This is a genomic window from Deinococcus yavapaiensis KR-236 (genome assembly GCF_003217515.1).
Classification (GTDB): Bacteria; Deinococcota; Deinococci; order Deinococcales; family Deinococcaceae; genus Deinococcus_A; species Deinococcus_A yavapaiensis.
On record NZ_QJSX01000002.1, the window covers coordinates 197,343 to 210,392 of the forward strand.

Below are 13,050 nucleotides of genomic sequence, written 5' to 3' on the forward strand. Positions count from 1 at the left end.
ATGCGCTCGTGCATCCCCGGGACGTCCTCTCGAGCGCTTTCGCCGCCGCCGTGAACGCCGCGCGTCCCGAGAGCGTCCTGCCGCGCTTCCTGCCCGAACCTCCCGCCGGACGTACGGTCGTCGTCGGCGCGGGCAAGGCCGCCGCCCGCATGGCGCTCGCCGTCGACGCCGCCTGGCCCGCCGATCTGACGGGCGTCGTGATCACGCCCTATGGCCATGCGGGTGAACGTCTGCCACAGCGAATTCGCGTGTTGGAGGCCGCTCACCCCGTTCCCGACGCCGCCGGGGAAGAGGCGACGAGAGAAGTCCTCGAAGCCGTTTCCAACCTCACGCCGAACGACCTCGTGCTGTGCCTGCTCTCGGGCGGCGGATCGGCCTTGCTGACCGCGCCGCGAGGCGTGACCTTGGCGCGCAAAGCCGAACTCACGCGCGCCCTCCTCGCGTGCGGAGCGAGCATTCACGAAATCAACGCCGTCCGCAAGCATCTCTCGCGCGTCAAGGGTGGCGGCCTCGCGAACGCCGCGAAGCCCGCGCGCGTCGTGTCGTTGATCGTCTCGGACGTCGTCGGCGACGACCTCTCTACGATCGCGTCCGGTCCCACCGCGCCCGACCCCACGTCCTTCACGGAAGCGTTCATGGTCTTGATGCGCCACGACGTGGCCGTGCCCGACGTGCGCCGCTTCCTGTCAGACGGCGCGGCCGGCCGACACGCCGAGACGCCGAAACCGGGTGACGAATTGTTCGGGCGCGTCGAGAACCACCTCGTCGTCACGAACCGCCTCGCCCTCGACGCCGCGAGCGTGCATCTCACGCGACTCGGCTTCACGTCGAGGATCGTGAGCGACCGCATCGAGGGACCGGCCCGCTCGGCGGCCCGTGCCCACGCCGCGCTCGCGCGTGACCTCGTTTCGGGGCGGGCGCTCTTGTCGGGAGGGGAGACCACGACGATCGTGCGAGAAGGCGCGGGACGGGGCGGGCGCAACCTCGAATTCCTGCTCGCCCTCGCCGTCGAACTCGGCGAGGATCACGGCTTGTACGCTCTCGCCGCCGACTCGGACGGAATCGACGGCACGAGCTTCGCGGCGGGCGGCTTCCTCACGCCAGATACCTTGCGGCGCGCACGCGACCTCGGCCTCGACGCCCGCGCCTTTCTAGGCGCTTCGGACGCCCACGGCTTCTTCGAGGCGCTCGGCGACCTCGTCGTGACCGGACCGACCGGCACGAACGTGAACGACATCCGCCTCGTCGTGCGGGCGTGAGCTTAACGTCCCGCCGCACATCGACCCCATGCTGATGATCGTCGCGTCGCACGTGGAAGCGGCGACCCTGGAGCGCTGCCCGTCGTTTTCGGAGTCTTCGGGACCGTTCGAGGTTGGCAACGGGGCGTTCGACGAAGTCCACGCCGACGAGCACGTCAGCTTCGAGGACGGGCTTCCCGGCGTGGACGGCGAAGGCTTCGAGCTCGACCTCGAAACCCTGCGCAAAGAGTCCCAGCGCACGGTTGGCTCTCCCGAAGAAGGCGTCTTCCAGGAGGACACCGTCTTCGTGCTGCGCCACGAGCCCGGCCGCTGAACCTGAAGCGGCAGTGCGAGTGATCCCAGGGGATCGCTCGCACTGCCGCTTCGGCGCGTCAGTAGTCGAGCACGCTCTTGATCGCTCGGGCGACGCGAGCGGGATTGGGGCGGTACGTGTCCTCGACGCTCGTGAACGGGGGGTACGGCGCGTCGAAGCCTGTCACGCGCACGACGGGCGCGAGAAGAGAGTCGAGCGCCTCCTCGGCGATCACGGCGGCGATTTCCGAGTGGAAGCCCGCCGTTCTCGGCGCTTCCGTCACGATCACCGCGCGGCCCGTCTTGCGTACCGACGCCAGCACCGCGTCCTTGTCCATCGGGACGAGGGTGCGCAAATCGATGACCTCCACCGAGATGTCGTGCTCGCGGGCCGCGTCCGCCGCTTTCGTGCACACCTCCACCATGCCGCCGTAGCAGATCACCGTGACGTCGTCTCCCTCGCGTACCGTCCGCGCCTTGCCGAGAGGCGTCGTGAAGTACCCCTCGGGCACCTCCTCTTTCACGGAGCGGTACAGCTTGATCGCTTCGAAGAAGAACACCGGGTCGGGGTCCTCGATCGCGGCGAGCAGCAAGCCCTTGGCGTCGCTCGGCGTGGAGGGAATGACGACCTTCACGCCCGGCGTGTGAGCGAGAATCGCTTCGGGTGAGTCGGCGTGTTGCTCGGGCGTGTGAACGCCTCCGCCGTACGGTGCGCGCACGACCATTGGAACCGAGAAGCGTCCGCGCGTGCGGTGACGGTACCGTCCGACGTGGCTGAGAATCTGGTCGAGCGCCGGATACAAGAAGCCCGCGAACTGAATCTCGGCGACGGGCCGCATTCCGGCGAGGCCCAACCCGACGCCCATGCCGACGATGCCCGCCTCGGCGAGGGGCGTGTCGAACACCCGCGCGGGGCCGAACTGCGCTTGAAGGCCGTCCGTCGCGCGGAACACCCCGCCCATCACGCCGACGTCCTCGCCGAACACGCACACTTTTTCGTCACGGGAGAGCGCCAACTTGAGCGCGTCGTTGATCGCGGCGACCATCGTCATCGTCTGCGTTTTCTGCGCGGTCAAGGTCATGCTCCGTACTCCTCGAGAAGAAGGGCCCGCTGCTCGCTCAAGGCGGGCGTTGGCGTCGCGAAGACGTGATCGACGATTTCCGACGGCGTCGGTTCGCCGTAGCTGTCGGCTTCCAGCACCGCCGCCTCGAACTCGTCGGTGATTTCTTGTACGAGCGCCGCTTCGTGCTCGTCACTCCACGTGCCCCTCGACGTCAGGAAGGCTCGCAGACGCACCACGGGGTCCTTCGTGAGCCACTCTTTGGTGAGGTCCTCGGTTCGGTAGCGTCCGGGGTCGTCGCTGACCGTGTGCGGCTTGACGCGGTACGTCACCGTCTCGATCAAGGTGGGCCCTTCGCCGCGACGCGCTCGCTCCACCGCTTCGCGCGTCGCGTGGTAGACCGCGACGATGTCGTTGCCGTCCACGCGCACGCCGGGAATGCCGTATCCGTCGGCGCGCTTGGACAGGTTGACGGCCTTCGTCTGCGCGCTCGTCGGAACCGAGATGGCCCAGCCGTTGTTCTGCAAAATGAACACGCACGGCGCGCTGAGGGCGCCCGCGAAGTTCAGCGCTTCGTGGAAGTCTCCTTCCGAACTGCCTCCGTCTCCGATGAACGCCATGGCGACGTTGCTTCTTCCCTGCATTCGCTCGGCGAGCGCGCATCCCACGGCGTGCGGGTACTGCGTGGCGATCGGAATGTAGAACGGCAGCACCTTCAGACCCTCGGGCATCGCCCAACCGTGCGGACTGGTGCGCCAGTACAACACGACTTGCGCGATCGGCAAGCCGTACGTGAGGGCCGCGCCCGTGTCGCGGTACGTCGGCAGCAACCAGTCGTCGTGCGTGAGCGCGAACGTCGTGCCCGCCTGGGACGCTTCCATGCCTCCATACGGCGGATACACGCCCATGCGCCCTTGACGGTGCAGCACGACCGCGCGTTCGTCGAAGTGCCGAATGCGCCGCATCGCGCGGTACAGGGCCAGCAGCGTCTCGTCTCCGGGCAGCAGGTCGGGCGAGACGAGCGTCCCGCCTTCGTCGATGATTTGCAGCATGTCCATTGCTTGACCTCAATCCACCTTACTTCGTATTGATCCAGACGCTCTTCGTCTCGGTGTACAGCGACAGGGCTTCCTCGCCCATTTCGCGGCCCCACCCCGACTGCTTGTAGCCGCCGAAGGGTGAAGCGGCGTCGAAGGCGTTGTAGGTGTTGACCCAGATCGTGCCCGTGCGAATTCCGGCGGCGACTCTGTGGGCGCGGCCGAGGTTCTCGGTGTACACGCCCCCAGCGAGGCCGTAATCGGAGTCGTTGGCGATCTCGATGGCTTCCTCTTCCGAGTCGAACGGCATCAAGACGGCGACGGGTCCGAAGATTTCCTCGCGCACGACGACGTTGTCTCGATCCGACGTGGCGAGAATGCCGGGCTTGAAGAAGAAGCCGGGACCGTCCACGACCTCGGCGCCCGCGAGAAGTCGCGCGCCCTGCTCGCGTCCCTGCGCGACGAAGCTGGCCACGCGATCTCGTTGCTGAGCGCTGACGAGCGGACCCATCGTCGTTGCCTCTTCACGGCCGTCGCCGAGCTTGACGTTGTCGACTTCCCGCGCGAGCAGTTCGGCGAACTGATCGTGAATGCTTCGTTCGACGAGGACGCGGCTTCCGGCGATGCAAATTTGCCCTTGGTTGTAGAAGACGCCCATCATCACGCCGCGTAGCGCCCGCTTGAGGTTCGCGTCCGCGAAGATCAGGTTGGCGCTCTTTCCACCGAGTTCCAGCGAGACGCGCTTGAGGTTGCCCGCGCTCGCCGCGACAATCTTCTTGCCGACCGCCGTGGAACCCGTAAAGCTCACCTTGTCGACGCCTCGGTGCTCCACAAGGGCCGCGCCGACGCGTCCGTCGCCCGTGACGACGTTCAAGGCGCCCGCCGGAAGGCCCGCTTCGCGCGCGAGCTCGGCGAGGCGCAAGGCGGTGAGCGGCGTGTGCTCGGCGGGCTTGAGGATGACCGCGTTGCCCATCGCGAGGGCGGGCGCGAGCTTCCAAACGGCGATTAACAGCGGGAAATTCCACGGTACGATCGCCGCGACGACTCCGATCGGCTCGCGCAACGTGTAATTCAGCATGCCCGGAATCGAGACAGGATTCGTCGAGCCGCCGAACTTCGTCGTCCACCCCGCGTAGTATCGGAAGTGCTCGGCGGCGAGTGGCACGTCGCCGCCCTTCGCTTCGCGCAAGGGTTTGCCGTTGTCGAGCGTTTCGAGCAGGCTCAACTCGTCGCGGTGACGCGAGATGAGGTCGGCGAGCTTGTTCAGTACGCGGGCGCGGCTGGCGGGCGTCTGGTTCGCCCACGTCTTGTGACCGACTCTCGCAGCCTGAACCGCTTGATCGATCAAGGCCGCGTCGCTTTGCACGACGCGCGCCAAGACGTGGCCCGTGGCGGGGTTGAGCGTCGCGAACGTCTCGCCGCCCGTCACCCAGTCGCCGCCGATGAACACGCCATGTTCGCGTTCCAGGAAAGCGGAAAGGTGTTCCACGCGCGAAGTCTAACACGAACGTTCGTTTTCCCCGTTGCTCGGCGCTGGCCTCTGCCCGTTCCACTCCTTCTGCTAGGCTGTGCTCATGATTCGACGCGCCGTGATGGTGACCCTGCTCGCCGCCCTCGTGACGCCCGGGGCGCTCGCCGATCATCAAAACGAGACGCTCAAGGGATTGCGAACCGCCGACCTCTGCGCGCCCGAGGTCTACGCGTACCTCGACGAAGACCGCGACGACGACTTCGAGGTGCTGCTCGTGAACGCGCTCAACCGCTACTCGCAAGCGCAAACCTTCACGTGGGGCGACGACAAGACCTGCACCGTCGAAACGTCGCTCGTGCTGAGCGCCTACGAGGAGGGCCGCGGCTCGTTCGTGTACATGCTGACGCTTTCGCTCGATCTCAAGGACGACACGACCGTGCTCGTCGGCGGCCGGCGCGTCAAGCTCGTCGCACCGACCATCTGGCAAAGCTCGTACTACGGTCGGTACGCGAGCAACTTCGAGGATCTCGCCTCGCGCGACTTGCGCGACTTGTTCTCGTCGTTCACGGGCGCGTGGCGCGGTACGCATCCCTGAATCGGCGTTCGACGCGAGAATCCGCCGTGCGCTACGCTGAATCGATGCGAGCCCGCCTTGTCGCCTTCGACCGTTCGCGGCGTCCGGCATGACGACCTGACCCCTCATGTCGAGTCCGTTCGATCGCAAAGAGCAAATCTTTCGTGTGAGCGCCCGCCTCTTTTCCGAGGCGGGTTACCGCGCGACGAGCATGCGTGACATCGCCGCCGCGCTCGACATCAAAGCGGGCAGCTTGTACTCACATATTTCCGGGAAGGAAGACATCCTTTGGGAAATCGTGAGCCGCGCGGCCGACGAATTCGACGCGGCGCTCGCGCCCGTGCGGACCTCGACGCTGCCCGCGCCCCGCAAGCTGCGCTCGGCCTTGCTCGCTTACACGGAGGTCGTGGCGCGCAACCTCGAGTTCGCGTCGGTGCTCTTCACCGAGTGGCGGCACTTGCCGCACGAGCGGCGCGTCGAGGTGACGCGCCGCCGCGACGCGGTGGAACGCGTCTTTCGCGACATCGTCGCCGAGGGTGTCGAAAGCGGCGCGTTCGACCGCCGCGTGAACGCGAAGCTCACGACGATCCTCGCGCTTTCAGGCGCGAACTGGCTGCCGAACTGGTACCACGAGGGCGGATCGCTCTCGGCGAGCGACGTCGCAGAGACGTTCGCCGCGTTGCTGCTGCAAGGTGTGGAGCCGCGTTCCTGAGCGCGCTCAAGAGCCGCTCGTCACCTTGAGGCCCACGATCGCCACGATCATCAAGACGACGAAGAACAGGCGGGCGACGTTCACGGGCTCGCCGAACAGTACGACGCCGAGAATCGCCGCGCCGACCGCTCCGATTCCGACCCACACGCCGTACGCCGTGCCGATCGGCAACGTCTTCGCTGCGAGGCCCAGCAAGCTCATGCTCGCCACCATGCTGATCAGCGTCAGAATCGTCGGGACGAGCTTCGTGAATCCGTTCGTGTACTTCAATCCGATTGCCCACCCGACTTCGAGCAGGCCCGCCAGCACCAGCAGCGACCAAGCCATGACGGCCCCCTTTCGCGCGTCGTCTTGTCGAACCGGGTACGGCGCGCATCTCGTCCGGGGAGCCCAAGGGCCATCCGAGAATCAAGGTAGCAAGAGCGTGTAAGCAGGAATTGAGGATTCACCCCAGGCGGCTGAGCACGAACGCCGCGAGGAAGCCGAGGGTCGTGACGAGGCCGACGCTCGGCCCGCCTTGCTCGTGTGCCTCGGGGAGCATGGTGGACGCGAGCATCGTGATGATGGCGCCGGCGGCGAAGCACTGGATGAACGCGAGGGTCGTGGGCGCCGCGTCGCCGAGCAGCACGTAGCCCAACCACGACGAGAGGCCCGACACGAGCAGCACGGCCGTCCACGTTACCAGGATGCGCCGCGTGGAGTAGCCGGCCTTCTTCATGCCGACGGCGCTCGACAAGCTTTCGGGAACGTTGCTGAGAAACACGGCGACCACCATCGCCAAGCTCACGCCGCTTCCGCCGAGCAGAGAAGCGCCGATCGCGACCGACTCCGGAATTCCGTCCATGAGGCTGCCGACGAGAATCGAGAGGCCGCTGCCGCCCTCCTCGTTCTTCATGTGGTCGCCCGACCGCTTGCGGTGCCGGGCGCCCCGGCGTGAAACGATTCGGTCGACGAACCAGTACGCCACCGCTCCGACGACGAGGCCGAGGAGCGCGACGTTCAAGCCGCCTTTCTTGGCCGCCTCGTCCACGAGCTCGAAGGCGACGCTGGAAATCAGGACGCCCGCGCCGAGCGCCATCACGTAGCCGATGACACGCCGCTTCGTCGGCACGTACAGCCCGATCAGCGCTCCGATCAGCAAGGCCAGTCCGCCGAGCGCTCCCCAGACGAACGCCATGAGTGCCATGAGGTCAAGGTCGCACGCGCGGCGCGCGGTCGGACGAGAGCCGCCTTGAGCGTTCCGTGGGTGACGAGGGCGGACGAAAGGCACTGTGCAAAGCAGGAGGCGTGAGCAAGGCCGCAGCGAAGATTGTAGACAGGCTCGTTGACAGCCACTGCGGCGCTTCGTAGACTGAACCTAACTAATGTTAGGCAGCCTCGGTTGCCCTCGCCTGCTCTTCTCGTGGAGGACCGCATGACGACGCTCATCAACGAAGATCCTGCCAAGCTCGCCGCCTTCGAAGCTCGCATCGCGCGCGGCGAGAAGATCGAGCCCGGCGACTGGATGCCAGCCGAGTACCGCCGCCAACTCATCCGGATGATCAGCCAGCACGCCCACTCCGAGTACGTCGGGATGCTGCCGGAGGGAGCCTGGATCACGCGGGCGCCCAGCCTGCGCCGCAAAATGATTCTCATCGCCAAGGTGCAGGACGAGGCGGGCCACGGTCAGTACCTCTACCACGCCGCCGAAACGCTCGGCGCGACGCGCGAAGAGATGATGGACGCGCTTTTGACGGGCCGCGCGAAGTACTCCAGCATCTTCAACTACCCGAGCCTCACGTGGGCGGACGTCGGCATGATCGGATGGCTCGTGGACGGCGCCGCGATCCGCAACCAGACGATGCTGGCGGGCTGCTCGTACGGTCCGTACTCGCGCGCGATGGTGCGCATCTGCTCCGAGGAGACCTTCCACCACAAGCAGGGCAAGGAAATGATCCTCGCGTACGCCAACGGCACGCCCAAGCAACGTGCGATGGCGCAAGACGCCCTCGACCGCTGGTGGTGGCCTTCGCTCATGATGCTCGGCCCGCACGACCAAGACTCGCCGAACTCGGGCCCCCTCATGAAGTGGGGCATCAAGCTCAAGAGCAACGACGAGGTGCGCCAGGAATTCATCAACGAGCACGTTCCCGAACTGCAGGAGGCGGGCCTCACGATTCCCGATCCCGACTTGCATCAAGACGAGCACGGCAACTGGGTCCACGGCCCCATCGATTGGAGCGAGTTCTGGCGCGTCGTGAAGGGGGGCGGCCAGTGCAACAAGGAACGCATGGACGCCCGCAACGACGCCCACGCCGAAGGCGCCTGGGTACGAGAAGCGATGCAGGCGTACGCGAGCCGCGCCCTGCAAGCGGCGGATTGAGGCGAGCGACATGACAACCGAAACGCAGTGGCCACGCTGGGAAGTCTTCAAGCAAGACACGCCCTCCAAACCTCACCAAGCGGTCGGCAGCGTTCACGCCGCCGATGCTCAGCACGCCCTCGTGACCGCCCGCACGGTCTTCGTGCGCCGTCCCAGCGCCGTCAGCTTGTGGGTGGTGCCCGCTGACGCCATCTTCGCCAAGACGGCGGAGGAACTGCAGAGTCGAGAAGCGCCCAGCGAAGCACCTTCGCCGCTCGCCGAGCGGCCTTCGCCCTTCCTCGCCTTTCGCAAGACCAGCCACAAGCGGTCCATGACCTTCGTGGACTTCGCCGGACAGGTGGACGCCGTCAGTCCCGAGGAAGCTTTGGACCTCGCGCGCGAACGCTTCGCCGACGGAGTCGCGCTCGCGTGGTGGATCGTGCCCCTGGGCGACGTCACGAAGAGCGACGACGACGCGGACACCATCGAGAGCTGGTTCGCGCCCGCCAAGGACAAGACGTACCGCCAGCAATCGAGTTACGGCGTGATCGGCTCGCACGTCAGCAAGCACAAACAGGGGAGGGCGACCGAATGACGACCCTCGAAGAGGCGTTGATCGCCAAGCTCACGGGCCTTGCCGACGACGAACTCGTCTTGTCTCACCGTAACGCCGAGTGGGTCGGGCACGCGCCGATCCTCGAAGAGGACATCGCCTTGGCGAACCTCGCGCAAGACGAACTCGGGCACGCCACCTTGTGGCTGAGCGTGCGCGGCGCCCTCGACGGCTCGGACGCGGACCGCCTCGCCTACTTCCGCGACGCCGCCGAGTTTCGCTCGTCGCGGTTCGTGGAGATGCCGCGCGGCGACTGGGCCTTCACGCTGCTACGCCAATTCCTGTTCGACGCGTACGAAGCCTTGTGGCTCGACGCCGCCAAGGACAGCGCCCACGTACCGCTGCGAGACGTCGCTCAGAAGATGCTGCGCGAGGAGAAATTCCACCTGAGGCACACCAAGATTTGGGTGGAGCGCCTCGGCCTCGGCACCGAGGAGTCCAACCGCCGCACGCAAGCCGCCTTGGACGTCTTGTGGCCGCTCGCCGCGCAACTCTTCGTCGAGATTCCCGGCGAGGATCTCCTCCTGCAGGCGGGCTACGTGCCGAACCTCGCGGACGTGCGCGAGAAGTGGACGGCCCTCGTCACGGCACATCTGCAAGCGTCGGGCCTCACCGTTCCCACGACGACTCCGCCCGCGTTCTCGCGCCAAGAGCACAGCGAGCACCTCGCGCCGATGCTGCGTGAAATGCAGGAAGTGGCCCGCGCCGACGAAACGGCTCTCTCTTGGTGACGTCATGACCGTGATGCTCGGCGAAGACGCCATTTGGAACGCCCTCTCGACGATCGCCGACCCGGAGATTCCCGTGGTCAACATCGTCGAGATGGGCATCGTGCGCGAAGTCCACCTCGACGGGGACACGGTGACCGTCACGATGACGCCGACTTTCAGCGGTTGCCCCGCCCTGCACGTCATGCGCGACGACATCTCGCGGACGGTTCGATCGCTGGGTCTCTCGCCCCGCGTCGAGACCGTGCTGTCGCCGCCGTGGTCCACCGATTGGATCACGTCCGAAGCCAAAGGCAAGCTGGAAAAGTACGGCATCGCTCCGCCCGCGCCCGCGTCGGGCACTTTGATCACCCTCGACGAGGACCTCGTGCGCTGCCCGAAGTGCGGCTCGTTCGACACCACCGTGAAGAACACCTTCGGTCCGACGCTGTGCAAGACGATTCACGTCTGCAACGCCTGCAAGGAGCCTTTCGAGGCGTTCAAGAGCTTGTGACGGACCTCAGGAGCGCGAGGAGCGCGCCATGAACGCGCGCAAGGCCGCGTTGAAGGCTTCGGGTTCCGTGCGCATGGGAAGATGACCGACGCCCGGCAGCAACTCCAAGCGCGCGTTCACGAGCGTACTCGCGAGGTAGCGTCCGACGGCCTCGGGCACGGCGGCGTCCGCGCGCGTCTGCGTCACGAGGACCGGAAGCGTGCAGTGCGGCAGCCACGCTCGAAAGTCGGCCTCGAAGATCGCTTGTCCCACGACGCGCACGACGTCGGGCAACACGCAATCGACGCCCTGCGCGACGTCCTCCAGCGTGACGGCCGCCGCTTCGCCGAGCAGCATGTCGCGCACGGCGTCCCGCCAGCGGGCGCGACCGTTCACCATCGCGTAGAAGGCGTCCAGGAACGCGCGGTCGAAGCCGCCGACGTACCCGTCGTCGTCGAGGTAACGCGGCGAGCCCGCCACGAAGACGAGGGCGTCGAAGCGCTCGGGGCAGATCGTGGAGGCGATGAGGCCCGTCATGGCGCTCATGGACGCCCCGACGAAGGTGACGCGCCGCAAGCCGAGCTCCTCGATCAAGCGCACGAGGTCGAGCGCGTAGCCTTCCAGCGTCGCGTAACGCCGCGCGCTCCACAAGCTCGCGTCGGCTTCACCGAAACCGGCGAGGTCGTACGTCACGACGCGGTGCGAATCCCGAAACGCTCTCACTTGCGCTTCGAAGACGCGCTGCGTGCAGCAAAAGCCGTGCGCGAACAGCAACGTCCTTTCGCCGTCGCCGTACACGCGTACGGCCGAGCGCTCGGCGAAGGTCGCGGCGGATGCGCCGAGGGCAGGCTCCGGGCGCACCGAGAAGTCGGAGACCGAGGTGTGTCGCTTCATAAAATCTCCCACGATCGTTGAACGTACCGTCACCTTACGGCACGCGTCGCCTCGCCGCTCATCACATGACGACATCGTGAAGGCGGGCGAAGGGCTCACGACCAGGTGGCGTTGAGCTCGTCGCGGAAGGCCCGCGCGGCGCGCACGCTCGCCTGCACGTCGAGCCCGCCCGCGTACTGAATGCCACGGCTCGCGTTCACGACCGCGCCGAGCCCGCCGGACCGAAAGGCGGGCGCGAGTTCGGACGCGCGGGCACCCTGCACGCCGAGGCCGGGCAGCAGCAAGAGCGCCTTGGGCATGAGTTGGCGAAAGGCGGCGAGTTCGCCAGGATGCGTGGCTCCCACGACGGCGCCGACGCACGACCAGTCACCGCCGTCCTCCTCGCCCAGTCGCGCGACTTCGCGCGCGACCTTCTCGGCGACGCCGCCGTCCTGCAGATCCGCGCTGCCGGGGTTGCTGGTCCGCACGAGCACGAAGATCGCGCCGCCTTCGCGCCGCGCGACGTCCACGAAGGGCGTCAAGGTCTCGAAGCCGAGGTAGGGATTCACCGTCAAGGCGTCCCCCGCGTGCGCGCCGCTCAACCACGCCCGCGCGTACGCGGTCGCCGTCGAGCCGATGTCGCCGCGCTTCCCGTCGAGGACGACGGGCAACCCGAGCGTCCTCGCGGTCGCGCACACTTCCTCCAACAGGAGCAGGCCGTCGAGCCCGAGCGCCTCGTAAAAGGCGAGTTGCGGCTTCATGCAGGCCACGAGGTCGGCGCAGGCTTCCAGCACGTCGAGGGTGTGCGCTTTCAAGTGGGCGAAGTCGCGGTAAGCGTCGATTCGAGGATCGAGCCCGAGGCACAAGCGTGAGTTCACTTCGAGAACGCGTTGCGTGAGGGTGTCGGCGAAGGTCATGGCGAGCCATTGTACCCTCGCTACCGTCCTCAAGACTTCCGGAACGCGCCGTGACGGTTCGATGGACCGTGAGGTGAGAAAAACAGCTTTCGAATTTAAGGAGCCGAGGCGTACCGTGATGCCTACGAGCGGCACCCTCGCGATCACGCGCACGGTGCGCGCGATCGTTCGGTGTGGCGTCGTTCAACGCGTGTCCTTCCGCCCACGGCGGTCCTTCACAACGGAGCTCTCCTCATGCGGACATCCTCTCGATCGTTCGGCGTTTCCCGTTCGCTTTCCTCGCGCGCGCGCCGCGCCTGCACAACATTCACCGTTTGCGCCGCGCTGACGCTCGCGGGAGGCCTGGCTCAAGGTGATTCGCGCGTGTCCGCCCGTCAAGCGCTCGACGAGGTTCTCGCCGTGATTCCCGGCATGAATTGTGACGAGCCCGAAGTCTGGACCGTCGAGGGTGACTCCGAGATGGCCGCGCGCTCGCTCATGAACAGGTTGATGGAACGTGGCTGGGACGTGATAGAGCACGGCTCCACCGGCAGCGGCTACGCGATCATCGCCGATCCCGATCCTGACGACCCCGCCGCCTACGCGATCGGCGGACTCGTCTTCGAGGAAGTCGAGCCGAACGTGTCCGCCGCGTACATCACGCGCTGCACGCGCGATTCTCAAAACGACTTCGTCGATCCGAGCTACTTTACCTGACGAAT

General features: G+C 66.6%; 16 protein-coding genes and 1 riboswitch. Of the genes, 9 read left to right on the forward strand and 7 right to left on the reverse strand.

Features of this window, described 5'->3' with window-relative positions; genetic code table 11:
* The first annotated feature begins 8 nt into the window (after positions 1-8).
* Both DES52_RS03305 and DES52_RS03310 read left to right on the forward strand, forming a co-directional pair.
* Entirely contained in the window at positions 9-1,259 is a 1,251-nt protein-coding gene (locus DES52_RS03305; RefSeq protein WP_110885359.1) for a glycerate kinase type-2 family protein, read from the forward strand.
* Positions 1,260-1,287: 28 nt separating this feature from the next.
* A complete protein-coding gene (locus tag DES52_RS03310; protein WP_110885360.1) occupies positions 1,288-1,572 on the forward strand; it encodes a hypothetical protein in 285 nt (94 codons plus the stop codon).
* 58 nt (positions 1,573-1,630) lie between these two features.
* Here the strand turns inward: DES52_RS03310 and DES52_RS03315 are convergent, their stop codons facing one another.
* From DES52_RS03315 to DES52_RS03325, 3 genes are read right to left on the reverse strand one after another with little or no spacing between them, the layout of a single operon-like run.
* The gene (locus tag DES52_RS03315; protein ID WP_110885361.1) at positions 1,631-2,632 is read right to left on the reverse strand and encodes an alpha-ketoacid dehydrogenase subunit beta; all 1,002 of its coding nucleotides are present in this window, start codon (positions 2,630-2,632) and stop codon (positions 1,631-1,633) included.
* On the reverse strand, positions 2,629-3,669 hold the full coding sequence (gene pdhA, locus DES52_RS03320; RefSeq protein WP_110885362.1) for a pyruvate dehydrogenase (acetyl-transferring) E1 component subunit alpha: 1,041 nt from the start codon (positions 3,667-3,669) through the stop codon (positions 2,629-2,631). The genes DES52_RS03315 and pdhA overlap by 4 nt, the downstream gene beginning before the upstream one ends.
* Before the next feature lie 19 nt (positions 3,670-3,688).
* On the reverse strand, positions 3,689-5,137 hold the full coding sequence (locus DES52_RS03325) for an aldehyde dehydrogenase family protein (protein WP_110885363.1): 1,449 nt from the start codon (positions 5,135-5,137) through the stop codon (positions 3,689-3,691).
* An 85-nt stretch (positions 5,138-5,222) separates the two neighbouring features.
* Here DES52_RS03325 and DES52_RS03330 point away from each other — a divergent pair, with 85 nt between their 5' ends.
* Together DES52_RS03330 and DES52_RS03335 are read left to right on the forward strand one after the other, a co-directional pair.
* Positions 5,223-5,714 (forward strand): hypothetical protein, encoded by a 492-nt coding sequence (locus tag DES52_RS03330; RefSeq protein ID WP_146237176.1) that lies wholly within the window; start codon positions 5,223-5,225, stop codon positions 5,712-5,714.
* 106 nt (positions 5,715-5,820) lie between these two features.
* Complete coding sequence (locus tag DES52_RS03335; RefSeq protein WP_110885365.1) at positions 5,821-6,405, forward strand: TetR/AcrR family transcriptional regulator; 585 nt, start codon at positions 5,821-5,823, stop codon at positions 6,403-6,405.
* A 6-nt stretch (positions 6,406-6,411) separates the two neighbouring features.
* On the opposite strand, the gene sugE is transcribed toward DES52_RS03335, so the two are convergent.
* Together sugE and DES52_RS03345 are read right to left on the reverse strand one after the other, a co-directional pair.
* On the reverse strand, positions 6,412-6,732 hold the full coding sequence (sugE, locus tag DES52_RS03340; RefSeq protein ID WP_110885366.1) for a quaternary ammonium compound efflux SMR transporter SugE: 321 nt from the start codon (positions 6,730-6,732) through the stop codon (positions 6,412-6,414).
* Between the two features lie 13 nt (positions 6,733-6,745).
* Positions 6,746-6,809: riboswitch (guanidine-III (ykkC-III) riboswitch) on the reverse strand.
* Positions 6,810-6,850: 41 nt separating this feature from the next.
* Positions 6,851-7,582 carry a ZIP family metal transporter gene (locus DES52_RS03345; protein WP_245900650.1) on the reverse strand — a complete coding sequence of 244 codons (732 nt, stop codon included), beginning with the start codon at positions 7,580-7,582 and terminating at the stop codon, positions 6,851-6,853.
* A 237-nt stretch (positions 7,583-7,819) separates the two neighbouring features.
* Between DES52_RS03345 and paaA the strand changes: the two genes are divergently transcribed.
* Genes paaA through paaD form a run of 4 tightly spaced genes read left to right on the forward strand, consistent with a single transcriptional unit; the run spans position 7,820 to position 10,580 of the window.
* Entirely contained in the window at positions 7,820-8,767 is a 948-nt protein-coding gene (gene paaA / locus DES52_RS03350; RefSeq protein WP_110885368.1) for a 1,2-phenylacetyl-CoA epoxidase subunit PaaA, read from the forward strand.
* Positions 8,768-8,777: 10 nt separating this feature from the next.
* Entirely contained in the window at positions 8,778-9,341 is a 564-nt protein-coding gene (locus DES52_RS03355; RefSeq protein WP_110885369.1) for a phenylacetic acid degradation protein, read from the forward strand.
* Positions 9,338-10,090: a 1,2-phenylacetyl-CoA epoxidase subunit PaaC gene (gene paaC, locus DES52_RS03360; protein ID WP_110885370.1), complete on the forward strand. Its 753-nt coding sequence runs from the start codon at positions 9,338-9,340 to the stop codon at positions 10,088-10,090. The genes DES52_RS03355 and paaC overlap by 4 nt, the downstream gene beginning before the upstream one ends.
* Positions 10,091-10,094: 4 nt before the next feature.
* Complete coding sequence (gene paaD, locus DES52_RS03365; protein ID WP_110885371.1) at positions 10,095-10,580, forward strand: 1,2-phenylacetyl-CoA epoxidase subunit PaaD; 486 nt, start codon at positions 10,095-10,097, stop codon at positions 10,578-10,580.
* A 6-nt stretch (positions 10,581-10,586) separates the two neighbouring features.
* Here the strand turns inward: paaD and DES52_RS03370 are convergent, their stop codons facing one another.
* Both DES52_RS03370 and pyrF read right to left on the reverse strand, forming a co-directional pair.
* Positions 10,587-11,453: an alpha/beta fold hydrolase gene (locus DES52_RS03370; protein WP_170130873.1), complete on the reverse strand. Its 867-nt coding sequence runs from the start codon at positions 11,451-11,453 to the stop codon at positions 10,587-10,589.
* A 95-nt stretch (positions 11,454-11,548) separates the two neighbouring features.
* Positions 11,549-12,349 carry an orotidine-5'-phosphate decarboxylase gene (gene pyrF, locus DES52_RS03375; RefSeq protein ID WP_110885373.1) on the reverse strand — a complete coding sequence of 267 codons (801 nt, stop codon included), beginning with the start codon at positions 12,347-12,349 and terminating at the stop codon, positions 11,549-11,551.
* 363 nt (positions 12,350-12,712) lie between these two features.
* On the opposite strand from pyrF, the gene DES52_RS03380 reads away from it, so the two are divergent.
* Positions 12,713-13,045 (forward strand): hypothetical protein, encoded by a 333-nt coding sequence (locus DES52_RS03380; RefSeq protein ID WP_110885374.1) that lies wholly within the window; start codon positions 12,713-12,715, stop codon positions 13,043-13,045.
* Positions 13,046-13,050 lie beyond the last annotated feature (5 nt).